Origin of the sequence: Pedobacter frigidisoli (assembly GCF_004331675.1) — a bacterium.
Taxonomy (GTDB): Bacteria; Bacteroidota; Bacteroidia; order Sphingobacteriales; family Sphingobacteriaceae; genus Pedobacter; species Pedobacter frigidisoli.
In genome coordinates this window covers 468633-492933 of sequence record NZ_SJSN01000001.1, presented here as the reverse complement: position 1 = coordinate 492933, position 24301 = coordinate 468633, and the positions used below count along the sequence as shown (strand labels likewise).

General features: G+C 36.2%; 22 protein-coding genes. 6 read left to right on the top strand and 16 right to left on the bottom strand.

Features of this window, described 5'->3' with window-relative positions; all coding sequences use genetic code 11:
* Positions 1-63: 63 nt before the first annotated feature.
* Together EZ449_RS02095 and EZ449_RS02090 are read right to left on the bottom strand one after the other, a co-directional pair.
* Positions 64-609, bottom strand: a complete 546-nt coding sequence (locus tag EZ449_RS02095) for a hypothetical protein (RefSeq protein ID WP_225872200.1) — start codon at positions 607-609, stop codon at positions 64-66.
* On the bottom strand, positions 602-1159 hold the full coding sequence (locus EZ449_RS02090) for an RNA polymerase sigma factor (RefSeq protein WP_205942920.1): 558 nt from the start codon (positions 1157-1159) through the stop codon (positions 602-604). The genes EZ449_RS02095 and EZ449_RS02090 overlap by 8 nt, the downstream gene beginning before the upstream one ends.
* Before the next feature lie 388 nt (positions 1160-1547).
* Between EZ449_RS02090 and EZ449_RS02085 the strand changes: the two genes are divergently transcribed.
* The gene (locus EZ449_RS02085) at positions 1548-1952 is read left to right on the top strand and encodes a hypothetical protein (protein WP_131556291.1); all 405 of its coding nucleotides are present in this window, start codon (positions 1548-1550) and stop codon (positions 1950-1952) included.
* A 2-nt stretch (positions 1953-1954) separates the two neighbouring features.
* On the opposite strand, the gene EZ449_RS02080 is transcribed toward EZ449_RS02085, so the two are convergent.
* Together EZ449_RS02080 and EZ449_RS02075 are read right to left on the bottom strand one after the other, a co-directional pair.
* Positions 1955-2311: a helix-turn-helix domain-containing protein gene (locus EZ449_RS02080; RefSeq protein ID WP_131556290.1), complete on the bottom strand. Its 357-nt coding sequence runs from the start codon at positions 2309-2311 to the stop codon at positions 1955-1957.
* A gap of 2 nt (positions 2312-2313) precedes the next feature.
* Positions 2314-2643, bottom strand: coding sequence for a type II toxin-antitoxin system HigB family toxin (locus EZ449_RS02075; protein WP_131556289.1), 330 nt, complete (start codon positions 2641-2643; stop codon positions 2314-2316).
* Between the two features lie 132 nt (positions 2644-2775).
* On the opposite strand from EZ449_RS02075, the gene aspS reads away from it, so the two are divergent.
* On the top strand, positions 2776-4521 hold the full coding sequence (aspS, locus tag EZ449_RS02070) for an aspartate--tRNA ligase (protein ID WP_131556288.1): 1746 nt from the start codon (positions 2776-2778) through the stop codon (positions 4519-4521).
* 132 nt (positions 4522-4653) lie between these two features.
* On the opposite strand, the gene EZ449_RS02065 is transcribed toward aspS, so the two are convergent.
* The 7 genes from EZ449_RS02065 to EZ449_RS02035 form a co-directional block, all read right to left on the bottom strand.
* On the bottom strand, positions 4654-5088 hold the full coding sequence (locus EZ449_RS02065; RefSeq protein ID WP_131556287.1) for a hypothetical protein: 435 nt from the start codon (positions 5086-5088) through the stop codon (positions 4654-4656).
* Complete coding sequence (locus EZ449_RS02060) at positions 5075-5452, bottom strand: phage holin family protein (protein ID WP_131556286.1); 378 nt, start codon at positions 5450-5452, stop codon at positions 5075-5077. Before EZ449_RS02060 ends, EZ449_RS02065 begins: the two co-directional genes overlap by 14 nt.
* 54 nt (positions 5453-5506) lie before the next feature.
* Positions 5507-5773 (bottom strand): YtxH domain-containing protein, encoded by a 267-nt coding sequence (locus EZ449_RS02055; protein ID WP_131556285.1) that lies wholly within the window; start codon positions 5771-5773, stop codon positions 5507-5509.
* A gap of 73 nt (positions 5774-5846) precedes the next feature.
* Complete coding sequence (locus EZ449_RS02050; protein WP_131556466.1) at positions 5847-6896, bottom strand: AI-2E family transporter; 1050 nt, start codon at positions 6894-6896, stop codon at positions 5847-5849.
* A gap of 63 nt (positions 6897-6959) precedes the next feature.
* Entirely contained in the window at positions 6960-8378 is a 1419-nt protein-coding gene (locus EZ449_RS02045) for a sigma-54-dependent transcriptional regulator (protein WP_131556284.1), read from the bottom strand.
* A 164-nt stretch (positions 8379-8542) separates the two neighbouring features.
* The gene (locus tag EZ449_RS02040) at positions 8543-9322 is read right to left on the bottom strand and encodes an enoyl-CoA hydratase/isomerase family protein (RefSeq protein WP_131556283.1); all 780 of its coding nucleotides are present in this window, start codon (positions 9320-9322) and stop codon (positions 8543-8545) included.
* Between the two features lie 2 nt (positions 9323-9324).
* Complete coding sequence (locus EZ449_RS02035; RefSeq protein ID WP_131556282.1) at positions 9325-9744, bottom strand: cobalamin B12-binding domain-containing protein; 420 nt, start codon at positions 9742-9744, stop codon at positions 9325-9327.
* Positions 9745-9958: 214 nt separating this feature from the next.
* Between EZ449_RS02035 and EZ449_RS02030 the strand changes: the two genes are divergently transcribed.
* The gene (locus EZ449_RS02030) at positions 9959-11614 is read left to right on the top strand and encodes a glutamine--tRNA ligase/YqeY domain fusion protein (RefSeq protein ID WP_131556281.1); all 1656 of its coding nucleotides are present in this window, start codon (positions 9959-9961) and stop codon (positions 11612-11614) included.
* Between the two features lie 177 nt (positions 11615-11791).
* Positions 11792-14050, top strand: coding sequence for a S41 family peptidase (locus tag EZ449_RS02025; protein ID WP_131556280.1), 2259 nt, complete (start codon positions 11792-11794; stop codon positions 14048-14050).
* A 40-nt stretch (positions 14051-14090) separates the two neighbouring features.
* Here EZ449_RS02025 and EZ449_RS02020 read toward each other — a convergent pair whose 3' ends face one another.
* Positions 14091-14927, bottom strand: a complete 837-nt coding sequence (locus EZ449_RS02020; RefSeq protein ID WP_131556279.1) for an N-acetylmuramoyl-L-alanine amidase — start codon at positions 14925-14927, stop codon at positions 14091-14093.
* Between the two features lie 113 nt (positions 14928-15040).
* Between EZ449_RS02020 and EZ449_RS02015 the strand changes: the two genes are divergently transcribed.
* Both EZ449_RS02015 and EZ449_RS02010 read left to right on the top strand, forming a co-directional pair.
* Positions 15041-16720 (top strand): dipeptidyl-peptidase 3 family protein, encoded by a 1680-nt coding sequence (locus EZ449_RS02015; protein WP_131556278.1) that lies wholly within the window; start codon positions 15041-15043, stop codon positions 16718-16720.
* A gap of 435 nt (positions 16721-17155) precedes the next feature.
* The gene (locus EZ449_RS02010; RefSeq protein WP_131556277.1) at positions 17156-19597 is read left to right on the top strand and encodes a TonB-dependent receptor domain-containing protein; all 2442 of its coding nucleotides are present in this window, start codon (positions 17156-17158) and stop codon (positions 19595-19597) included.
* A 211-nt stretch (positions 19598-19808) separates the two neighbouring features.
* Here the strand turns inward: EZ449_RS02010 and EZ449_RS02005 are convergent, their stop codons facing one another.
* The 4 genes from EZ449_RS02005 to EZ449_RS01990 form a co-directional block, all read right to left on the bottom strand.
* Complete coding sequence (locus EZ449_RS02005; RefSeq protein WP_131556276.1) at positions 19809-20303, bottom strand: GNAT family N-acetyltransferase; 495 nt, start codon at positions 20301-20303, stop codon at positions 19809-19811.
* On the bottom strand, positions 20300-20863 hold the full coding sequence (locus EZ449_RS02000) for a thiamine pyrophosphokinase (RefSeq protein ID WP_131556275.1): 564 nt from the start codon (positions 20861-20863) through the stop codon (positions 20300-20302). Before EZ449_RS02000 ends, EZ449_RS02005 begins: the two co-directional genes overlap by 4 nt.
* 44 nt (positions 20864-20907) lie before the next feature.
* A complete protein-coding gene (locus EZ449_RS01995; RefSeq protein WP_131556274.1) occupies positions 20908-21540 on the bottom strand; it encodes a thiamine phosphate synthase in 633 nt (210 codons plus the stop codon).
* A 126-nt stretch (positions 21541-21666) separates the two neighbouring features.
* Entirely contained in the window at positions 21667-24015 is a 2349-nt protein-coding gene (locus EZ449_RS01990) for a TonB-dependent receptor (protein WP_165499678.1), read from the bottom strand.
* Between the last annotated feature and the right edge of the window lie 286 nt (positions 24016-24301).

The following is a 24301-nucleotide window of genomic DNA, read 5'->3' as shown; positions in this document are numbered from 1 at the left end:
GTATCAGGTATCGAGACAGTAGTTGATGTGTTATTTTTTGCAACTTATCTTCAGAGTATTGGCTTAAATTTGGTTTACCCTTTTGTAATCGTCAACCTGATTAATAATTAATAGTTGTTGCTTTAATAATTGCAGTTGAATTTCGCGGTTTTTAACCATGGCCTTAACCACAAAAGTTTGGTTTAGCGATGTTGGCAATTCCAACCTCAATCTTTCATATTCTTCATCCAACTTGGTTAAATCTGCAGTAAATTTTTTGTACAATTCTGGGTTTGCAGAAGCAAAAATGGCCAAGCTATCTCTTTTCTCTACAATCAAACCTGCAAAATGAACTTCCTTTTTAGCATAGGCCGCGTTTACATCAGCAATTTCTAATCCGTTGCTTTGCATTTTGCCTACGTATAGCCAACCTATAGCAAAAACGACTACTATTGCTGCCGCAGCACTCATCCATAAGTACAGCTTTACTGGCTTTTTTTTATTCTTTATTTCTAGTGCTGTCTTGTTATCTAATTCAAGTTCAATCTTTGCCCAAAGCCCAAAAGGTGGCTCCGTGATATCGAAAGCCCTACGGTTTTCCTTAACAAAGGTTTCTAGTCTATTATTCATCTCTCATCCCTTTCTGTTCTAAAATACTTTTCAGTTTTTTCTTCGCCCTCATATATTGTGTGCGACTTGTATTATCACTTATTTTTAAAATGTGTGCAATCTCTTCGTGGTCGTAACCCTCCAACAAATACAAACTTAATACCACTCTATAACCATCCGGAAGTTCCTTAATGGCTTCTCTAATTTCGTCGGCCTGCAACTTTACCTCGTATTCATCAGCACTAATCTCATCAGGTACTTCAGAAATTTCATCCGTTCCAACAAACTCAAACTTTCGCTTGCGGAGGTAATTGATGGATTTGTTAATCACAATCTGCTTTAACCAAAGTCCGAAAGTGGTTTCCTGCCGAAAATCTACAATTCTGGTAAAGGCATCTAAAAAAGCTTCCTGTAAAACATCCTCGGCCTCTTCTTCGTAATTTAAAATGCGCAGCGCCACATTATACATGGCCTTAGCATACAATTTGTACAATTCAAACTGCGCTGCCCGGCTGCCCTGCATGCATTCTTTTACTAATTCTAGGTTTTTATCGATGTAAACAGCTTCCAAAATTTCGAATATTCTGATTATAAGACATAAGGGATTTCAAAACGTTGCATCAAGGTAGAAAAAAAATTAAATAAACATTTATAGGTAACTTTGCCTTTTTATCGTTTATGTCTTGAGCAAAAAATAACTATTGGTTTTAAAGTCCCCTTTAGGGGATTTAGGGATTTTGAAAAGCAGTTGCAGTAGCAATTAGGTTATAGCAGCCCTGCTATACATTCCAAGTCCCGATAGAAAAATCGGGAGCTTTCCATTGCTATCAGGTTTAATTAACTTAGGTCCACTCCTATAAACAAAAACCTTTCCATTGCAAAAAAAAACCTTTTATGGAAAAAAGTAGTCGTGTTCATCATAAATTTGAAATCCCTGAAACAAACATTAACTTCATGCCATGGAAACCGATTTAATCACTTCAGCAATAAACGAGCTACATACAAAAGCAAACCAAGCTTTAGAAAATAAAGATGCTACAACTTATGCCTTGTTCTTTGATGATGGTTTGCAGTTTATTTCAGCAGAAAAAAAGACGCTAAACAAAAGAGATTTTATTTACGATTTAAACAAGTTTTTCAAATCGGTTAAGCGCTACGAGACTATTCAGTATAGAATTAAATCAGCTTTTGAAGAGGATGTTTTTACTGAAAAGATTGCTCGAAAATCAATTATCATCAAACCTAACTTATTGGTGCTATCAAAAAAGCAAACCATCCAAACTGAAGAAGTTTACCATTGGAAAAACATCAAGGGCGAATGGAAAATAATAGCTGTTGAGGTTGTTTTAGAGGAGAAGTATTAATGCTAAGCTGAGTGAAGAAACACATCGGCAGGGATGCTAAAATAGTTCTTTAGCTTCTGCGCCATTTTTAAAGTGATATCTCTTTTACCAGATAAAATTGCCGACACATGGCCTTTACTCCCAATGATTGGTTCTAAATCCTTTGCCTTAACACCCATTTCATTCATCTTAAACTTAATTACCTCTAAAGCATCCAATTCTGGCAATTGATAATTTTTTTCATCAAAATCCTTTATCAAAACGATCAACAATTCTAATTCATCATTTTCCGGCGTATTGGGTTCAGCATGAAAAATTTCCATTAACCTCATTGATGCTTTATTATAATCCGACTCGGTTTTTAATATTTTCCAATTCATTTTTATACTTCTTTACTTGTTAAAATCTTCGTATCGAATGCTACCGTTTCAGCATCTATCTTGTCATATTCTTTATGGGTTCCAAACCAAATAACATAACAGGCTTGTTGAATAAAATTTATGGATACAACTAACCTAAGATCATTCCCTTTGATGTTGAAAACCACTCTGTTGTTTGCTACAATACTGGCATTTCCATAAAAGCTTTTTAGCTGATTAAAGTTATAAATCTGTATTTTGCTAAACTCATTAAACCAGACTGATAATGGTATCTCTGCCAATGGATATGTTTTTACATAGTACAATATGGTTTTCCGTACCAAAATTTTCATCAATCAAATATAACAAAAGTTTTCAAAATGCAAACATTCAATGCTTTACAGTAGCGCTTTAAAAACCTTTGCGTATTTCATCAACTTTAAAACAAATTCGGTATTTTTGCCGCTTAATTTAGATTACATTATATGTTAAGAACAGTAACTTGTGGTGCACTAACCCTTAATAACTTAGGTGAAAGTGTAACCCTGTGTGGTTGGGTGCAAAAATCAAGAGATTTAGGTGGAATGACATTCATCGATATTCGCGATCGTTATGGTATTACCCAACTGGTTTTTAACATGGATGATAATAGCGAACTTTGCCAAGCGGCACGTTCATTGGGTCGTGAGTTTGTAATTAAAACTACTGGTACCGTTGTAGAGCGCAGCAACAAAAATCCTAAAATGTCAACTGGTGATGTAGAAATTAAGGTTTCCGCATTAGAGATCTTAAACGCTGCAAAATTACCTCCATTCATGATCGAAGATGAAACTGATGGTGGAGATGAGCTTCGAATGAAATACCGCTACTTGGATTTACGTCGCAACCCAGTTCGCAATAACTTGGTTCTTCGTCATAAAATGGCGCAATCGGTTCGCCGTTATTTAGATGCCTTGGATTTTATCGAAGTAGAAACCCCAGTTTTAATTAAATCTACACCAGAAGGTGCAAGAGATTTCGTGGTGCCTAGTCGCATGAATGAGGGCGAGTTTTATGCCTTGCCACAATCGCCACAAACTTTTAAGCAATTGCTTATGGTTTCTGGTTTTGATAGGTATTTCCAGATTGTTAAATGCTTTAGAGATGAAGATTTAAGAGCCGATCGTCAGCCAGAGTTTACGCAGATTGATTGTGAAATGTCTTTCATCGAACAAGAAGATATCTTAAATACTTTTGAGGGTTTAATTCGTACTTTATTTAAGGAGGTTCGCAATTACGACTTACCAGAAGTTCCTCGTATGCAATATGCAGATGCGATGCGTTTTTACGGTTCTGATAAACCAGATACGCGTTTCGAAATGCAATTCGTAGAACTTAACGATTTAGTAAAAGGCAAGGGTTTCCCTGTTTTTGATCATGCAGAACTGGTAATCGGAATCAATGCAAAAGGTGCTGCAGGTTATACACGTAAACAATTAGATGAACTAACAGATTTTATTAAACGTCCGCAAATTGGTGCTACAGGCTTAATTTATGCTCGCCATAATGACGATGGAACCCTAAAATCTTCGGTAGATAAATTCTTTAACGAAGAGGATTTAAAACAATGGAGCGAGGCTTTTGCAACTGAAAAAGGCGATTTGCTTTTAATCATGGCAGGCTCAACAGATAAGGTTCGTAAACAACTTAGCGAGCTGCGTTTAGAAATGGGTAATCGCTTAGGTTTACGGGATAAAAATAAATTTGCCGCACTTTGGGTATTGGATTTCCCTCTTTTAGAATGGGATGAAGAAACGGAGCGCTATCATGCCATGCACCATCCGTTCACCTCTCCAAAACCAGAGGATATTGCCATGTTAGATACAGATCCTAAAAACGTTCGTGCAAATGCTTACGATATGGTGGTTAATGGAACTGAAATTGGTGGTGGTTCTATCCGTATTCACGATAGGGCATTACAGGCTTTAATGTTTAAACATTTAGGTTTTACTGCAGAAGAAGCACAAAAGCAATTTGGTTTCTTAATGGATGCCTTTGAATTTGGTGCACCTCCACACGGCGGTATTGCATTTGGTTTCGATCGTTTAACCTCAATTTTCGCAGGTTTAGATTCGATTCGCGATGTAATTGCGTTCCCTAAAAATAATTCAGGTAGAGATGTAATGATTGATAGCCCGAGTACAATTGATGATAAGCAACTGAAAGAGTTGAAAATTAAAACGGATTTATAATCGTTCAATGATTCATTAGCCATTGTTTCAAATAGCAAAAAATAAAGCCACTTAGCTTAAATGCTAAGTGGCTTTATTTTAGAAAGAGTTCTAATCTAGGCTTTCAAAACTAGTCAACCATTGACCAATGTGCTAATAAGTCTCGCTATCTGGCGGAATGCCATAATCGATGAACTTTTTATCTTTTTTTTCTCTTTTCTTGCCAAACCAGCCTTTTACAGAATTGAAAATTGCTGATAGATGTTCGGCATCAAGAGATTTGCCAACCTTACCAGATACCAAACCAACAGCGGCTTTAGTTAAAAATCCCGCCCCTCTAAAAAGAGTTTTGTTCATAAATAGCGGTAACAATAATGACATTGCGGTTCCGCTAATATTCAACTTTTCATCGGCTTTAAACAAGTTACTTGGCGTTGCATAACGTTTGATTAAAGCACCAAGTGTAAATTGCTTAAAGAATGTTTTCGTATCTGTTTTAAGCATGTCTTGCTTTAAGGTATATTCTACCTTTAACTCGAGTTTAGCAGCTTGCAAATCATCGAGGTTTCTGATGTTATACTTTCTCATCTTCCTCCTTATCTGCTAATTTATCAAAATACTTTCTAATCGCCACGTTAATAATGGCTTTCTCTATGTATTTATCCTTAGTTAAATAAACAATTACGGCTATAAGAATGTAGATCAAAGAAACGCATCCAAAACCTCCAGCATAACTACCTAAAACATCAGATAAATATAGAGCAAGTGTAACAGAGCCAAACAAAAAAGCCAAAATGAAGCACACAATCACTACCGTGCTTGTAACTAAATCGGCAAATATCTTTGAGGCCTTTTCTACGATGTAAAGCCTAGTGTATTCTACCCTGGCCTCTAGGAAACCTTTGGCATCTTCGATTAGGTCTTCAACACTTTTATCTTTATTTTCCTGCATAATTCAGATGAGATTTAACCGGGCTATGGAAGCCCGGCTATGCAATAATTATTTTTATGCGTGCTCTACGTCGTCGCTGTATTCTTCTTCTACGCTTCTCAATTTGGTTTTGATTGAGCTTACTACCTTATCTTTTAAGCCAGCTAGGTGATTAATTTCATCAGCAGCCTTATCTTTAATAGAATCTCCTAAATCTTTTAAAGATTGACTTAATTTATCACGTGTTTCATCACCTTTATCTGGTGCGAACAAAATTCCTAAAGCGGCACCAGCAGCTAATCCTGCTAAGAGCGCAACTACAACTTTTGAGTTATCATTCATAATTAATGTATTTTAAGGTTTAACAATTAGGTACAATATAAAATTATTATATTATTTCACTGTTAAGTTATGTTTATAACTCACCAAGTTCACTATTTGTTTTAATTCTTTCTAATCTTTCTGATGCCATCGTGCTGGTTTCATAAATTTTAACAAGCAATATAAAATAAGATAATAGTAAAGGGCCAAAAACTAGCCCCAAAATTCCAAATAGTGGAATACCAATAATTACGCCAATTACTGTAATTATTGGGTGGATGTTGCCAACTTTTTTTGCAATAACAAATCTTAGCACATTATCGATATTGATGATCACAACAAAGCCAAAAATAAGCATGGCCCAACCAGCAAAATTATTTCCGTTTGCAATTTGCAAAATTGCTGCCGGAACAAACACCACGGGTGGGCCTAAAACCGGAACGAATGATATAAAAGTGGTTATTACGCCCCAAAAAACAGGATCTTTATAGCCTAACACATAAAATGATAGGCTTACTAATGAACCTTGTACTAAGCAGATTAATCCTTGTCCCAAAACATTCGCATAAGTTGTATTCCTCATCTCGTCTCCAAATCGTAATGCATTTTGTTCTCGGAAAGGGGCATATTTAATTAGCGAAAACTCGAATTTTTTCCGCTCGATCAACATGAAGTAGAGTAAAAAGTACATTACCAAAAGGCTAAGTATTATATTTACTGCACTCGATATTAGAGATGGAAATAGCTGCGTTGCCCAATTTCCCAATCGAGTCATCCCTTCCTGTATTAAATCTTGATTAATTTTTACCGGAACAAGATGTTGAAGTTTAACTAAGAGATTCTTAAAAAAGATCTCATTGTTCTTGAGCTCCGAAATTTTACTAATTACCATGCTGCTTAGGGCATAGAAAGGAAGAATGATTAATACAATACTAAATGTGATTAAGCCTAATGCTACAACCCTTTTATTCCAGCCTTTAATTTCGGCCAAATGTATATAAGCGGGGCGCATAATGGTGTATAAAACAAGTGTACTTAGTATGGCACTTGAAATTCCTTGAAGAGAATATGCAATTAATAGTCCAAGTGCTATGATAATAACAAGGTTTATATTATTGCGTTGCTTATAGGAGAATACGGACATAAGGAGCTGCGTGGTATCCATTAAATGTAAAAAAGGGCAGATTTGTTTTGCCCTTTTCTATATTTATTCCTCTTCTTCGAACTTAATGGCTTTTATTTTATTGTAAAGGGTTTTTCTATTAATATTTAAAATTTTGGCTGCCTTTGTCTTATTAAAATTTACATCCTTTAGAACACTCAAAATAGTATCATATTCAGCTTCTTGAGCAGCGTTTTTTAAATCTTTTGGTTTATCGCTCAACTTTAGGCGCACCTGGCTCAATATTCTTTCGCGGTCGTAATCCTTAATATAATTCGAAAGCTCTAAAGGCAAAACATCTACCTGGATTTCGGTTCCATCAGTTAATAGTGCCACTCTTCTAATTACGTTTTTTAATTCTCGAACGTTTCCTGGCCAGCCATAATTTAAAAAGCAGGCTTTAACACCATCCGAGAAACCCCTAATATTCTTATTTAATTCTTGATTGGCAACAGCTAGAAATTTTTCGGCAAAAATCAGGATATCATTTCCACGGTTTTTTAACGATGGGAGATGAATCGAAAATTCGTTGAAGCGATGATATAAATCTTCCCTAAAAGTTCCCTTTCCAATATTATCTACCAAATTTTCATTGGTTGCAACAATAATGCGAACATCAAGGTCGATTTCTTTTGTGCTTCCAATACGTTTAACCTTGCGTTCTTGAACGGTTCTTAACAAGGTAGCCTGAATTTCGTAAGATAGGTTACCAATTTCATCCAAAAATAATGTGCCACCATTTGCTTGCTCAAAGTGGCCAATCTTGGTGTAAAGCGCACCAGTAAATGAGCCTTTTTCGTGACCAAAAAATTCACTTCCTGCAAGCTCCTTGGTTAGCGATCCGCAATCCATCGCAACAAAGGGCTTATCTCTTCGTAAACTATTTAAATGAATGGTTTTCGCAACACATTCCTTACCGGTACCACTTTTACCCGTTAAAATAATACTGTAAGAAGTTGGGGCAATAAGCTGAATCTGTTTCTGAAGTGTTGAAGAAACCTCGCTCTTTCCGTCGATGTATTCAGTATAATTTACATAATCAGATTCTGATTCTGCACTATTCTTTTTGCCTGATGAACTTTTATTCTCATTAAGCGCTCTTTGCATTTCGAGGGCTTTGTTAATGGTATTTAATATTTCATCGGGATACAATGGCTTAGTGATGTAATCATAAGCGCCAAGTTTAATCAACTCTACGGCAAGCTTAATATCAGAGTAGCCAGTAATAATAATTACACCAGTTTTTGGATAAAGTTCTTTAACCTTAATGAGGATTTCTCTGCCATCCGTATCGTCCAAACGATAATCGCAAAGCACTAAATCGAAACTTTCGGTAGTCATTGTTTCCAATGCCGAACTTCCGGTAATTGAATTAGAAACCTCGAAACCGTTTCTATTTAAAAATTTTGAGAGTAAGAGCCCAATATTTACTTCATCGTCAATTATAAGTATCTTCTTTTTCATCAGATTAAATCTGTTTTTTATTCTAAGAAAATCCCGTTAACTTATGGTTAGAATAGGTGTTTAAATTAGAATTTAGATAGCACATAATTACTCAAGAATTATCAAAACGGGAAATTTTTTCTACACTTTATTTTTTGAATACCCGAATTAATAAGACACCGACACTACTTTCCGATAAAGGTTGCCCTCCTTTTCTCAACGAAAGCAGATACACCTTCTTTAAAATCTTCAGTTTCAAAGCACTTTCCAAACTCTTCAATTTCAACTACATAGCCATCGGTTTCATTGAGTGATGCTACAACCGATTTTATCGCAGCGGCTACAGCAAGTGGTGCACGTTGCTTAATAACATTTAAAATTTCTTGAGCCTTGCTAATTAAGTCCATCTGGGGAACAACATAATTCACCAGTCCAATTTTTTCGGCGTCAACAGCTGTAATCATAGAAGCCGTAGTAATCATTTCTATCGCTTTCCCTTTGCCAACCAATTGTGTTAGTCGCTGTGTTCCTCCATAACCCGGAATTAGGCCTAAAGTTACTTCTGGCAAACCCAGCTTAGCATTATCAGAAGCAATTCTCATGTGGCAGGCCATGGCTAACTCCAATCCTCCACCTAACGCAAAACCGTTAATGGCGGCAATAAATGGCTTTGGAGAATTTTCAATTGCATTAAAAACCAAGTCATGACCATGTTTGGCAAGCTCCTGTCCTTGCTGTCCGCTATAATCAGAAAATTCCTTAATATCTGCACCAGCAACGAAAGCCTTTTCACCAGCGCCTGTTAAAATTACACCTCTAACTTCATCGGTCTTAGCAGCAAAAGCAATTACATCAGCCAATTCCGCCAATGTATCCTTATTCAATGCATTTAACGCCTTTTCTCTATTTATAGTAACATAGAGTATATTTTCTTTTACTTCTGATAATAAATTCTGGTATGCCATACTTAAAAGTTTCTGTTTTCTGTAACCCAATTCTGAATGTATTCTACTATGCTCGCCATCGTTGTTCCCGGAGGAAATAATTCGCCCACACCCAATTCTGCAAGTTTGGCCCGATCACTTTCTGGAATAATCCCTCCGCCAGTTAACAATACATCATCCAACTGTTTTTCTTTCATAAAATGAATAATTTTCGGAAAAACCGTCATGTGTGCGCCTGATAGAATCGAGATTCCGATGGCATCAACATCTTCCTGTAAAGCTGTGTTTACTACCATTTCTGGCGTTTGCCGTAAGCCTGTGTAGATTACTTCCATGCCAGCATCGCGAAGAGAAGTGGCAATTACCTTGGCGCCACGATCGTGTCCATCTAGGCCAACTTTTGCTACTAAAACGCGTATTGGTCGATTTAATACTTTGCTCATAAAGAATATTAAGTTGATGTAAATGTATTCATTTTGGTTTACAGTTGATGGTTTGATGAGCAATAGTTATGGTTTTGAACTTTATGCTTCTCTAAAAAGATAGTGGATTTATAGTTTTATACTATTAACAAGTAACCATGAGCTAATAAACCCATAATCATTACCTAAATCCGCTCAATCTTTTTACCTTTGCAATCCTAATTTACAGGTTTTTATGAGTGAAGAGAAGTCATTAAACTTTATTGAAGAAATTGTTGAGAACGACTTAAATAGTGGCAAGTATGAAACCCTGGTTACGCGTTTCCCGCCAGAACCTAATGGTTATTTACACATTGGCCATGCGAAAGCAATATGCTTAAATTTCGGACTAACACAAAAATACGGCGGTTACACCAACCTGCGTTTTGATGATACCAATCCGGTAACTGAGAAAACAGAATACGTAAATAGCCAGCAAGAAGATATTAAATGGTTAGGTTTTAACTGGAAAAATGAATTATATGCATCAGATTATTTTGATGAGTTGTATTCGTTTGCGGTAAAATTAATCGAAAAAGGTTTAGCCTATGTTGATGAAAGTTCTGCTGATGAAATTGCAGCTTTAAAGGGAACGCCAACAGAACCTGGCAAAGATAGTCCTTATCGCAACCGCAGTATAGAAGAGAATTTAGACATTTTTACCAGAATGAAAAACGGTGAATTTGCGGATGGCGATTATATTTTAAGGGCTAAAATTGATATGACGAGCACGAATATGCTCATGCGTGATCCGATTATTTATCGAATTAAACATGCTGAACATCACCGTACAGGCAATAAATGGTGCATTTACCCAATGTACGATTTCGCCCACGGACAAAGCGATAGCATCGAAAACATTACGCATTCGATTTGTACTTTAGAATATGTTTCGCATCGTGAACTGTACGATTGGTTCATTGAAAAACTGGAGATTTTTCCATCAAAACAATATGAGTTTGCCCGTTTAAACCTTACTTCGACAGTAATGAGTAAACGCAAATTGCTTCAATTGGTTAACGAAAATTTAGTTAACGGATGGGATGATCCACGTATGCCTACCATTTCAGGCTTGCGTAGAAGAGGATTTACTCCTAAAAGTATTCGTGAGTTTTGTGAACGTATTGGAATAGCAAAACGCGAAAACCTAATCGAATTGAGCTTATTGGAATTTTGTATTCGTGAGGATTTGAACAAATCGGCAAATCGCGTTATGGCGGTTTTGGATCCAATTAAATTAATCATTACCAACTACGAAAAAGGAACTGAAGATTTAATAGGCGAAAATAATCCCGAAGCGGAAGATGGTGGTGGCACACGTGTTATTCCATTTAGCAAAGAACTTTGGATTGAGCGTGAAGATTTTATGGAAGTTCCGGCGAAAAAATGGTTTCGTTTGGCACCTGGAGCTAACGTTCGCTTAAAATTCGCCTACATTGTTAAGTGTGAGGATTTTGTAAAGGATGAAAACGGAAACGTAACTGAAGTTCATTGCACATATATTCCAGAATCGAAAAGTGGAAACGATACCAGCGGAATTAATGTTAAAGGAACAATTCATTGGGTAAGTGCGCCGCATGCAAAAACTGCTGAAATTCGTTTATACGATCGTTTGTTCACTTCAGAAACACCAGATGCAGAAGAAGGCGATTTTAAGGATTATTTGAATGCTGAAAGTTTAACCGTTCTTCCTAACGCATACATTGAACCTGCTTTAGCAGATGCAGATTTGGAGAGTCGTTACCAGTTTATTCGTAAGGGTTATTTCTGTTTAGATAGAGATTCTACCGCTGATAAATTGGTTTTTAATAGAACAGTAACGCTAAAGGATACGTTTAAGAAACCGAATTAAAGCCCCACCCAACCCTCCCCAAGAGGAAAGGCTTTGTAAATAATACACACACGGATAAACACAGATTTATCCGTGTTTTTTTTAATTTTATGGATGCGCATTTCTGTAAGCAGTTTAGCATTTTTTAACAAATAGTTAATCAAGAGATGATTAAATTGCGATAACTAATCATTCTCTATGAAAACAATCTCAACCGCCCTACTTCTATTTTTAGGATGTGCATGTTTTGCTCAATCGCAAAAGCAAATTGAAAACCAAATGGCATTTGCCAAATTTTACGGTTATGTAAAATATTTTTATCCGGGTGATGATGCCGATAAAATTGATTGGGATAAATTTGCATTGTACGGTAGTCAAAAAGTAGATAAGTGCAAAACCACTGGCGAACTTAAAGACAGTTTAAATGCCCTTGCCAATGTGCTAATGCCAGGTGTACAAATAATATCTACAACTGAGGAAATAACTTTTCCGTCAAATTTAAAGCCTAAAGACACTGTTGGTTATAAAGAAATAAGTTGGCAGCATTTAGGTGTAGGCTTGCTTAAGGATAAACGAAGTTTATATCAAAGTGTGAGAAGAAATAGACAAACTGTTTTTAAAAACAAATTTACTGGCTTTGGAAATTTAAGTACGTTGATAGACGCAAAAGATTTAAAAGGAAAAACGTTTGTATTATCTGGAAGAGGAAAAGTGCTTAGTGAAGAAGGACAAGGTCAATTTTGGTTTAGGGTAGATAGACAAAATGGACAGATGGGATTTTTTGAGAATATGGATAGCCGCCCTATTATTAGTAAGAGCTGGCAAAATTTCGAAATTAAAGGTACAATTAACGAGGATGCAAAACAAGTAGTATTTGGAGCATTCTTGGTTGATCGTGGTAAATTCGCCATAGACGATTTATCTTTGAAAGTTGATGGCAAGGAAATTTATAGCAGAGATTTTGAAAGTGAAACGATTGGAGATGAACCAAAAACAATTTCAGTTTCTACAGGAAGATCGAGTATTCAAAATGCTAAGTATGTTTTTGCAATTAACGGCGATGAACAGAATAAGTTTGCAGAGGTTGCCAGTCCGCTAAATATAATTGATAGCGAAACCGTAGATATTAAACCTTTTGATAGACACGCTAATTTTGGTGAATATGTAGGAAAGTCAATCAGCAGAAATTTAAAAATATTTGTTCCAATTGTACTTTACGGAACTAAAACGCAAACCTTTCCATTTACAGACAGTGTAAAAGTGAAACAAGTATTATCGACTATAAATGGTGTTCCTAAAGATCAGTTAACTGCTCAAAATCTTTACTTGAGATTGGGGAATATTATCAATACTTGGAATGTTTTCCAACACTTTTTCCCTTATTTTGATGTGGCTAAAACTGATTGGAATGCCGATTTAGAAAAAGCTTTGGTTGAATGCTATAATAGTAAGTCGAGTTTAGAATTTGCAAACACACTAAAAAAAATGACTGCAAAATTAAAGGATGGACATATAGGTGTTTGGTATACCGGAGATAAAAGCCAATACTATCCACCATTTTCTTGGGATTTGATTGAGAATAAATTAGTTATAAAATCGGTAGTGGGTTCTACACTGAAGTTACAAAAGGGCGATGTTGTAGAAAAAATAAATGGCCAGGATGCCCTGAAATATTTCCAGAATGTTTATGAATACATTTCTGCCGCTACCCCTGGATACCTTAATCATAGGGCAAAAACTGAATCATTAATTGGAGTAAAAGATACGCCAATTAATATTGTTTTATCAGGAGGGCAAAAAGTAAATACGACTAGAAAAATCCATTCATCGTCATATAACACAGAGTCTGTTAAACAAGAAGCTATTAAATCATTGGGTAACAACATCACTTACATCAGCATTAGTGATGCGAAAATGAAAATGATTGATGACTCAATCGAATTATTGAAAAATAGCAAAGCCATTATATGCGATTTACGCGGCTACCCGACCGACAATACAGGTTTAATCGAATATTTAATGGTAAAGGATGATACCTCTTCGAGGTGGATGCAAATCCCACAGATCATCTACCCAGATCAGGAAAAGCCCATCACTTATCAAAATGAACGCTGGCCTCTCAAAGCCAAAAGCCCACATTTGAACGCTAAAATATTTTTCTTAATAGATGGTCGTGCCATCAGTTATGCTGAAAGTTATATGAGTTTTATTGAACATTATAAACTGGCCACTATTATTGGGCAACCCACTGCAGGCACAAATGGTAATGTAAATTCACTAAGCCTTCCTGGTGGTTACAGTATGTGGTTTACTGGAATGAAAGTATTGAAACATAATGGCTCTCAACATCATGGTGTAGGAATTATTCCGAATATTTATGTTGAGCAAACTATAAAAGGAATAACCGAAGGCAGAGATGAAATCTTAGAGCGGGCAATTGCAGAAGCCTCTAAATAAAAACGAAAGCCCTTGAATGATCTTCAAGGGCTTTTGTTTCTTAATATTTCATATAAACATTATACAACACCAAAATATCTACAGGTGTTAATGTTTTGGTAATATCTGATTGTATAAAATGAATTTTAAATGCTTCGATGGCCGCCGGCAAGTTCGCTGTATTATAACCAATGTATTTTAACGCCATTTCCGTATTAAAGTCTAATGGCGGGTTTTTTAAAATATCATCATACCAAAAGCCAAAACCTTTATCAGCCAATTTCTTCCATGGAAAATTTTTTGGATCATTTTTACGGCCTGGCGCAATATCGGCATGACCAATAAAATTTGCTGTTGGTATATTATAGGCTTTCTTTAGCGTTGCCAACAATTTAATTAAGCTATTAATTTGGGCATCTTGCCAAACATCGCCAATACCATTATTATCCAATTCTATTCCTATAGATGAAGAATTTAAATCGGTATCTTTTCCCCATTTACTTACGCCAGCGTGGTTTGCTCGAAGATAATCGTTAACCATGTGTACAACTTTTCCATCGCGACTGATTACATAGTGTGCGCTAGTGCCTGCTTTGGTAGAGAAGAATGTCTTGATGGTTTGCGCCAAACTATCTTGGGCAGTATGATGGATAACAACAAAATTCGGTTTACGTATCCCAAAATTTACAGAACCAACCCATTCTTGGTTTGTTGCACTTAATGAATCGTAAAGTTGACCAACTGGCGGTGTGCTACTGATGATTTTAGAGAAATCCTTTGATTTTTGTTTGTAAATTTTCTCAGTAGCGGCGTATTTGCTAGATCCACAGGAAGAAAGAAAAATGATTAGCGTAACTACAAAAACAGATGAATATTTAGGGAAATTAAGAGATGACATACTGAAATTTTTATTTAATGAAGTTACAAAGTTATGCGAAAGTTCATCCAATGCATCAAACTTTATACAAAGCTTTCAATTTTTACTAATTTAGTGCCGATATCGATTTAACAATGAAGAAATTATACAAACCCACTATATTTTTATCGGCAATAGCCATTTCAACAGGATTACTCTCTGGTTGTACCAATACAGATAAACCCAATGATAATACGGCCGTTGTTGTTCAAAAAGATAGCCTTACTAATTATGTCGCACAACGATTGCCAATTTATGAAAGGGTAAAATTAACCACCAACATTAACCAATTAAGTGTTAATGATCGTAAGATTTTGCCACTACTGATTCAGGCAGCCGAGATTATGGACGAATTGTATTGGAAACAGGCCTATCCGCAACGCGATAGTTTATTGGCTACTATTAAAGATGAAAAAACCCGCGATTTTGTAAATATTAATTATGGTCCATGGGATAGATTAAACAATGAAAAACCATTTGTGGCAGGCGTTGGTGCCAAACCAGAAGGTGCGTCGTTTTATCCTTACGGAATTACAAAAGCAGAGATCGAGAAATCTGATCTGGCCGATAAATTCGGCGCCTATTCTGTTATACAAAAAGACAGCACGGGTAAACTGAGCGCCGTTCCTTACCATGTATTATTTGCTTCAGAATTACAAAAGGCGAGTTCTTTATTAAAGCAAGCTGCCCTGATTACTGAAGATGCGGGACTGAAAAAATACTTAAACCTAAGGGCTGATGCCTTGGTAACTGATAATTTTACCGCCAGCGATTATGCTTGGCTGGATATGAAAACCAATGGACTGGATATCATCATCGGTCCGATTGAAAATTATGAGGATAAACTTTTTAATGCCCGTACCAGCTATGAAGCTTATGTTTTAATTAAGGATAAGGAATGGAGCAAGCGTTTAGCAAAATATGTTAAAATGTTGCCAGAACTTCAAAAAAACTTACCTGTTGCAGCGAAATATAAAACAGAAACGCCAGGAACAGATTCGGAATTAAATGCCTACGATGTTGTTTACTATGCTGGAGATTGTAACGCAGGATCAAAAACGATTGCCGTTAACTTGCCAAACGATGAAAAAATTCAACAGGAAAAAGGAACCCGTAGATCGCAATTGAAAAATGCAATGCAGGCCAAATTCGATAAGATTCTTGTGCCTATTTCAAAAGAATTGATTGATGCCGATCAACAGAAATACATTAAGTTTGATGCCTTTTTTGCTAACGTAATGTTTCACGAGGTTGCCCACGGCTTAGGAATTAAAAAAACAATTACAGGAAAAGGTTTTGTTCGCGAAGCTTTAAAAGAACAATATAGTTGGTTAGAGGAAGGTAAGGCCGATGTTTTAGGATTATATATGGTTACGGGCTTACTCAAAAAAGGCGAGCTACAAGGCGATATTAAGGATTATTATACCACTTTTATGGCTGGCATATTACGTTCAGTACGATTTGGCGTTTCGGAGGCACATGGAAAAGCCAATATGCAATGCTTTAACTATTTTCAGGAAAAAGGCGCATTTGAGCGAACTGCTAAGGGAACCTACAAAGTAAACTTTGAAAAATTTGCTACTGCGATGAACGATTTAAGTGCTTTCATTATCACCTTGCAAGGTAATGGCGATAAGGTTGCTGTTGAAAAAGCGCAAAAGGAAAAAGCAATTGTTCCGGCAGCGTTGCAAAAAGATTTAGATAGATTAACCCGCAAGAATATTCCTGTTGATGTTGTTTTTGAACAAGGCGTTGACGTTTTGGGGGTAAAATAACAATTCATCTTAAATAAATGGGACGCAGATTCGCAGATTTTTCCACTGCAAATCTGCGGTTTTTTTATGCAATTACTTCGTTAAATAAGCCTGACAGTAGCGGAAATCCTTTTAAAATTAGTCTTGCATTCATTGATTTTCAAACCGTTGCTTTTAAAAGATTGGAGCAGATGGCAGGGCTTAATTTGCCAAGATTTACTTGCCTTCACTTTCTAAAAATAGAAAAGATTCGATCGGTCGAAATATGTCATTCTGATTTTTTTATTTCTTTCTGTAACCTTTCAGAAAAACGGTCGTCTTATTTATAACTAAACAACAGGAACCTTTCGTTCCGAGCTAAGCTTTAAAAACATAGCGCATAAAAATGCGAAAGCACTCGCAAGCGTGTTATGGAAATCTTTTTGCCCAATTTTTAAAATTTAAAAGATAAGACCCATGAAAACTTTATACAAATTATCACTAATTATTGCATCAATTTTTACAGCTTTTAATGCCTTTGCCCAAACTGCTCCGAAAGCAAACATCACTGGAATCATTTTAGATGAAAATAAACAACCGGCAGATTATGTAACTGTTGTACTTTTAAAAGCTTCGGATTCTAGTGTAGTTAAAACTGCATTTACAGATCAATCTGGAATGTTTGGTTTTGCTATTTCTACCAAGGGTGAGTATTTTTATAAAGCCAGTAATATGGGTTATAAAACCATCAAAAGTAAGGTTTTATCCATTAGCGATGCTAATCAAAAAATAGATTTTGAAACAGCTCAACTAAGTACCAACACACAAACGTTAAAAGAAGTGAGCGTTGCAGTAACCAAGCCATTAATTGAGCGTAAAATGGACAAGGTGGTGATGAATGTTTCTAATAGTTCTATCGCTGTTGGATCCACAGCATTGGAACTTTTGCAGAAAGCACCTGGTGTTTCGGTAGATCAAAATGATAAGATTTCGATGTTGGGTAAACAAGGTGTTTTAATTCAGTTAGATGGAAAGCAAACCTACATGAGCAGCGCCGATGTAGCCAATCTTCTTCGGAATATGCAAAGTTCGGAAATAGAAACCATAGAGTTAATTTCCAATCCATCATCCAAATACGATGCTTCTGGAAATTCGGGAATCATCAATATTAAAACCAAGAAAAGTAAAAATGGTGGAACAAACGGTAGTGCAAATGCAACTGCTGGCTATGGTAAGAATTTTCGTGGAAACGCAGGGTTAAACTTAAACCACCGAACACAGAAATTAAACTTTTTTGGCAATTACAATTATGGAAAAACCAAGCGTGAGAACTTAATAACCATCGATCGTATCTCGAACGGAGCTCCAGATACTTATTTTATGCAAGCTGGTGTAAGCGTTAGAAAACAAAACAATAATAATTTTAAGGCGGGATTGGATTATTTTATCGATAAGAAAAATACTATCGGCGTGCTTGTAAATGGTTATTTTAATCGTGGAACTGAGGCTGCAGCAACAAATACCTTGATTGGCCCATCATTTCAAAAAGTAGATTCTTCTTTAATATCTAACAGTTTACAAACTACAAAATACAATAACATTGCTTACAATGTGAATTACAAATCGGTATTAGATACCGCTGGTTCAGAGCTTTCTGCCGATTTAGATTATTCTAAATATAACGGTAATGATGGTTCAGATTACGAAAATGATTATCTATTCGCCAACGGAAATAGGATTCGCCCAATTAACTACATTAGAAATAATACACCATCGAAAATCGATATAAAGGCTTTTAAGGTAGATTATAATGTTTCGTTAAGCAAAACCGTTAAGTTAGAAGCTGGGGTAAAGAGCAGTTGGGTAAAAACTGATAACGATTTGCAGGCTGAGGAATTTATAAACAATAATTGGCAAAATGATTTACGCCGCAGCAATCAATTCGTTTATGATGAAAACGTAAATGCAATTTATTCTAACCTTAATAAACAGTTTAAAAACACCAGCATTCAGCTTGGTTTAAGGATAGAACAAACCAACTCGAAAGGAAATTTAATTACCACCAATACCGTGGTTGAAAGAAGTTATTGGGATTTTTTCCCCACCCTATTTGTTCAACAAAACTTGTCTAAAAACAATCAGTTAGGTTTCTCGTACAGTAGAAGAATCGATCGCCCAAGTTACGATGCATTGAATCCATTTGTGTACTATCTGGATCAGTACACTTATAACAAAGGTAACCCGTTTTTGAATCCACAATACACGCATAATTTTGAGGTTAGCTATACTTTTATGCAAAAATATATGCTTTCATTAGGTTACAGTAGGGTTAATGATGTAATTACTGAAGTGCTTTTACCCGATGAAGCTCAAAAGGCATTGTACCAAACCAACGCAAATATCGCCAAAAACATCAGTTACAACGCCAATTTAAACATACCCGTTCAGATTACTAAATGGTGGCAAACCAATAATAATTTAAACGTTTTTTACTTAAGTTTTGAAGCACCTGACTTAGCGGGAAGCCCTTTGAAAACTGGAAAAACATCTTTCCAGTTTAAATCTCAACAAACCTTTACCATTGTAAGTGGCTTTACTGGAGAATTAAGCGGAAGCTACGAATCGCCTTTAGATTATGGAACCTTAAGTTTGAAGGCTCGTTATTATATTGATGCGGGTTTAAGCAAATCGTTATTCAATAAAAAAGCAAGTTTAAAGCTTGCATTATCAGATGTTTTTAACATGTCTGAAAATAATTTATCGAGTGCTTACCCAGGTTTGAGCTATTACGTTCACCAAAAAAACGAAAGCCAGATTGGTAGAATAAGTTTTACTTATCGCTTTGGTAAGAATGAAATTAAGCCTGCCCGTCGCCGTGCAACTGGTACAGAATCTGAGCAAGGTAGAATGAAGAATTAAAGCTGCATTATAAAACAAAAGCATTTTCCGCTTTAATTCTAAAATTAACTGCATTTATATTTTAAAAATTTGGGCGTTACCACAAGGGTCGGGCTTTCCGTTGCAATCTTTTTTGAGGCAGAAAAAGCCTCAAAAAAGGATTTCCACTGCAATCCCTAACGCAAAATGCTGTAATAAATATACTTCAGCGGTATTTTCTTATAATCGATAATTAAAATTGGTATTCCATTACATAATCATCCATAAAATAACCTCCGCCAATATCTAACTTTACCGATTCTTTTAATGTAAAGCCTGCTTTTGAGTAAAAATCTTTGGCCTTATTACTTTTATTTACATTGAGTTGTAAAGCAGAACCACCGGCGGCTTTAACTTGATTGAAAACTTCATTGATTAAGAGCTTCCCAACACCTTTTCCATGGGCGGTGGGCAAAACGTACAGCTTATGGAGTTTATAAATACGTGCTTCGTGATCTATAATGGAATAACCAGCAAAGCCATATTCCTGCGTTCCTTCTTCAGCAATTAAGAAGATGTGCCCTTCCATAAATTGTTTAAGCAACTCACCTTTATTGTACATTTTATCGAGCATGTAATCAATCTGATTTTGCCCGATAATATCGAGATAAGCACTTGGCCAAGTTGCCGCAGCTATTTCTCTAATCATTTCTATGTCTTGCTCTTTGGCTTTCTTAAGTGTAATCATAATAATGGCTCGGCGATAAAAATTGGTTGTCCAGCAAAAGTAAATTCTACAAAACCATCGTTTACAACCCTGTAAATCTCATCATCATCCTGCATTAAATTCGTTACTTCCAAATAAGAATTCCCCATAATATTAAACTCACTTCCTGCGGGTTTCCATACAGAAAAGCCAGATTTTATGGTGTAATATTTTGCCTTCGAAGTAAACACAACCAAATTAATTTTATCGCTAAAACCTGCGAATCTTTCTAAATCGAATTTATTGGTAATTACGTTTACAGCAGGATACTTTTCCTCATATAAATAATTTATCGCAACCATTAAGGCATCAACCGGGCCTTGAATAACTTTGGTGTCTTCTTGGGTTTCCTGATTATTTCCATTGACCAAAACATCAACCTTTAAGCCAAGAGAAAATATTTTGTCATAGTTTTCCGCATTAACCAAAAGCGTTGGGCTCCACTCTAAAAGCTGACCTAAAAGTTCTTCGTTAAAATTACCAAGCTCGTCGATATATAAAGCAGGCTCTTGTTTTTCTTTTACAATGTGATGTGATGACATATTGCGAAGATAGAAATTAAAGTATCGAGAATCAATTAGCAAGATTAAAGTTTAACCGCCTCATAAAAATCTTGATAAGCCTCAATAAAATCATCAGCAAAATTAATGGCGCCAGAAACGGCGATACCAAAAATTCGTGTTTGCATTATTGCCTCAACATCGTAGATTTTTATTCCACCAACCGCAAGAACGGGCAATGTTATTTTCAGCTGATCAAGTTTATTCGCGGCATCTATATATGCTTGCAAACTTAATAGAGAATAGCTATTTGGTTTTGTTTCGGTAATGGCAAAAGGCCCAAAGCCAGCGTAGTCTACGCCCTCATTTGCCAATCTAATTAAATCTTCAACTGTGTTTGCAGATCCACCTAAGGTAATATCATCACCAACAAATTTCCTTAAGGCAATAAAATCAGCGTTCATATCCTCAATATGAAATCCTTGAATATCTGCCTTTCCGTTTAAATGAATATGATCGGTAACGATTAATGTGGTTCCCCAGTCGTCGCAAATTTCGGCAATGGCATTTATATCTTTCAAAAGTTCATCATCAGCTTTGCTTAAACAGCGGTATTGAATCCACTTTGCGCCAGCTTCGCAGGCAAGTTGTGCTTGCTCAATATGAGTTAAGTGCGGGATATCGTGTGTGATGTATTGAAGTTTTTCGATGTATTTCATGATTATATAAAAATCGTCATTGCGAGGCACGAAGCAATCTTACTACTATGGGTTTTATTTCAACCGCATTAAGATTGCTTCGTGCCTCGCAATGACGAAAGTACTAAACTTTATTCTTTGCTCTTTTTAAAATTTCACATTTAAACTTAACAAAAAGTTTCTGGTAGCTTGTGGGTAATAGTAATTAAATCGATCTAAATTTCCACCATATAGATAAGGATAAGTACCGCCGTTGCTTTCGTAAAGTTTGCTGAAAACATTATTGATAAGTAAGCTCAAACCAACATTTTTTATTCCTGCTAAAGGTGTGTTGTAAGCCAAACGAATATCGTTAACAAAGAAGCTAGAAAGTGTACGGCTATCGGCTGAAGTATTGTCCAAATACTGTTTACCCACATATTTACTGAGTAAGGCAATACTTGCATTGGGTAGAACATTGTAATTAATTTCGCTCGATGCAATGATTGATGGTGAAAATGCAATCGTTGTGTTTTTGTAGTTATTCACCACCGTAGCGGTAAAAGCTGCAGGATCTTCATCGTAAATATATTCCTCGAAATTCTTGATTTTATTTCTACTCAAAGTTGCTGTTGCAGCCCATGAAAGTTGTTTCAAAATTTGCCATTTTCCATCAAACTCAATGCCTGCTCGGTAACTATCGGGAACGTTTTGTCGCGTTTGTCCACCTACATCATTCAGCTTTCCGGTATTAATAAGCTGATCTCTATAAAATATGGCAAAACCATTTACACCAAAAGATAAGTTAGAAAATTGAGTGCGGTATCCAGCCTCAATATCTTTTAAGTTTTCTGGTTTTGGTCTGCTGTTAATATCCGAATCAGTAAAGTCATTTCTGTTTGGTTCCTTATTTCCTACGGCAATTGATGCGTAAACATTACTTTTTTCATTGATATTATAAGTTATGCCCGCTTTCGGATTAAAGAAATTTAAGGTCGCATTTTGCTGCGCAGGTGTTCCGTTCGGGTCGATACCGAAATAAGAATAATAAACTCTTCTGTATTGTAAATCGGCAAAAAAGTTAAATTGATCTACCTGATAATTTGCCCTACCGAAAATATTGAAGTCCGTTTTAAAAGCATCGTTATCATCATATCTATGACGGATAGATCCACTTCCATCGTAATTGGCAAACTGTGCCCAAACCACTTCGTCGAAATGTTTGCCCTTGTATTCATTGTAAGCTCCGCCTAAAACAAAGTTTAGTTTATTGCTGGGTGTGTAGTTTAAGGAATAAGTAACGCCATAAAAATCATTATCCAACCAAAGTCTGCGGACAAGATCTGAAGTATTTTGAGTTACGCCACCAATCACAACCGCGGGAATACCATATTTCGCCAAGCTTTGATCGTCTTTAAATTCTTCGTAATAGCCTCTGCCATAAGTATAATGCAAAGCGGCATTTGCTACTAACTGATTGGTAATGTTTCGAGTATAAAATAACTGATAGTGATCTTGCTGATAATTATCTGTCTGATTATCATAAGTAAAATCGTTGTGGGTACGATCTGTTTTTAAAGTTTCCTCATCAATTCCATTCCAAGCCTGATAGGTTTTTTCCGTTCCGCTGAAAACGTTGGCACGAAGAATATCTTTTTTCCCATAATACGCACCCGAAACAAAGAACGATTTTAAATTTGACGAGGCACGATCTACGTAGCCATCAGATTTAATCCTCGATAAACGACCATCGAAAGTAAACTTATTGGTAATTAAGCCAGAACCTACACTAACCGTATTTTTCCAAGTATTGTAAGAACCGTAAGTATTCTTGAGTTCGGCATAAGCAGAATCTCGACGGGTGGTGGTTTGAATGTTTAGACTTCCGCCGAAAGCACCAGCGCCATTTGTAGAAGTACCCACACCACGTTGGATTTGAATATTATCAACCGAAGAAGCTAAGTCTGGCAAATTGATAAAGAAACTTCCTTGGCTTTCTGCGTCATTTAGCGGAATGCCATTTAAGGTTACATTAATACGCGTTGCATCACTACCACGAATGCGCATGCCTGTATAACCAACGCCTGCACCCGCATCAGAACTTACCACGATTGATGGCGTTTGATTTAATAAGTAGGGCAAATCTTGTCCGAGGTTGTTCTTGGCCAGTTCCGCTTTATCGAGGTTGCGAAAAGTTGTAGCCGAATTTTTAGAAGCACGAGTTGCGCTAACCACCACTTCATCTGCCAAGAAATTTTGTTGAGTCAGGGCAAAATTTAAGGTTGCATTTCCGGTAAGCACCAAAGATTTGTCTTGGGTTTTGTAACCTACGTAACTTACCGAAACGTAATAATTACCATTGGCTAAATTACCTAAGGTGTAATCTCCATTAGCATCGCTAACCACAGCAGTTCTTTGTCCCTTAATTTTGATGGTTGCGCCAGGCAACGCATTCAGGTTGTTATCCGTTACTTTTCCCGTAACCGAATTTTGTGCCAATGCAAGGAAAGGCAACATTGCAACAAGCGCTGCAAAAAGTAAATTTTTCAATGTTTTTGTTTTTAGTTAAACCCATCGGAAATAGGGGTACTCCCGATTTCAGTTAAACTTCCATAACTCCAATCCCTACGCCGGCATTACCCGGATCAGGTGTATGACCTTAAAATTCCAATAATCAAAATTCAATTTTCAAACGTTTGGAAATTGTTTATTTTGATTTGGTTATCAAAAAGTCAATGGGTATGATCTCAGCCCGTTTTTGTGTTTATAACAAACAAGGCACCCCTAATGATGGGGCAAATGT

Bases quoted from the DNA above. Each gene is read 5' to 3' on its own strand.
- EZ449_RS02095 (WP_225872200.1), bottom strand. From the start codon at position 609: ATGAATAATAGACTAGAAACCTTTGTTAAGGAAAACCGTAGGGCTTTC.
- EZ449_RS02085 (WP_131556291.1), top strand. From the start codon at position 1,548: ATGGAAACCGATTTAATCACTTCAGCAATAAACGAGCTACATACAAAA.
- EZ449_RS02080 (WP_131556290.1), bottom strand. From the start codon at position 2,311: ATGAATTGGAAAATATTAAAAACCGAGTCGGATTATAATAAAGCATCA.
- EZ449_RS02075 (WP_131556289.1), bottom strand. From the start codon at position 2,643: ATGAAAATTTTGGTACGGAAAACCATATTGTACTATGTAAAAACATAT.
- aspS (WP_131556288.1), top strand. From the start codon at position 2,776: ATGTTAAGAACAGTAACTTGTGGTGCACTAACCCTTAATAACTTAGGT.
- EZ449_RS02065 (WP_131556287.1), bottom strand. From the start codon at position 5,088: ATGAGAAAGTATAACATCAGAAACCTCGATGATTTGCAAGCTGCTAAA.
- EZ449_RS02060 (WP_131556286.1), bottom strand. From the start codon at position 5,452: ATGCAGGAAAATAAAGATAAAAGTGTTGAAGACCTAATCGAAGATGCC.
- EZ449_RS02055 (WP_131556285.1), bottom strand. From the start codon at position 5,773: ATGAATGATAACTCAAAAGTTGTAGTTGCGCTCTTAGCAGGATTAGCT.
- EZ449_RS02050 (WP_131556466.1), bottom strand. From the start codon at position 6,896: ATGTCCGTATTCTCCTATAAGCAACGCAATAATATAAACCTTGTTATT.
- EZ449_RS02045 (WP_131556284.1), bottom strand. From the start codon at position 8,378: ATGAAAAAGAAGATACTTATAATTGACGATGAAGTAAATATTGGGCTC.
- EZ449_RS02040 (WP_131556283.1), bottom strand. From the start codon at position 9,322: ATGGCATACCAGAATTTATTATCAGAAGTAAAAGAAAATATACTCTAT.
- EZ449_RS02035 (WP_131556282.1), bottom strand. From the start codon at position 9,744: ATGAGCAAAGTATTAAATCGACCAATACGCGTTTTAGTAGCAAAAGTT.
- EZ449_RS02030 (WP_131556281.1), top strand. From the start codon at position 9,959: ATGAGTGAAGAGAAGTCATTAAACTTTATTGAAGAAATTGTTGAGAAC.
- EZ449_RS02025 (WP_131556280.1), top strand. From the start codon at position 11,792: ATGAAAACAATCTCAACCGCCCTACTTCTATTTTTAGGATGTGCATGT.
- EZ449_RS02020 (WP_131556279.1), bottom strand. From the start codon at position 14,927: ATGTCATCTCTTAATTTCCCTAAATATTCATCTGTTTTTGTAGTTACG.
- EZ449_RS02015 (WP_131556278.1), top strand. From the start codon at position 15,041: ATGAAGAAATTATACAAACCCACTATATTTTTATCGGCAATAGCCATT.
- EZ449_RS02010 (WP_131556277.1), top strand. From the start codon at position 17,156: ATGAAAACTTTATACAAATTATCACTAATTATTGCATCAATTTTTACA.
- EZ449_RS02005 (WP_131556276.1), bottom strand. From the start codon at position 20,303: ATGATTACACTTAAGAAAGCCAAAGAGCAAGACATAGAAATGATTAGA.
- EZ449_RS02000 (WP_131556275.1), bottom strand. From the start codon at position 20,863: ATGTCATCACATCACATTGTAAAAGAAAAACAAGAGCCTGCTTTATAT.
- EZ449_RS01995 (WP_131556274.1), bottom strand. From the start codon at position 21,540: ATGAAATACATCGAAAAACTTCAATACATCACACACGATATCCCGCAC.
- EZ449_RS01990 (WP_165499678.1), bottom strand. From the start codon at position 24,015: ATGTTGCCTTTCCTTGCATTGGCACAAAATTCGGTTACGGGAAAAGTA.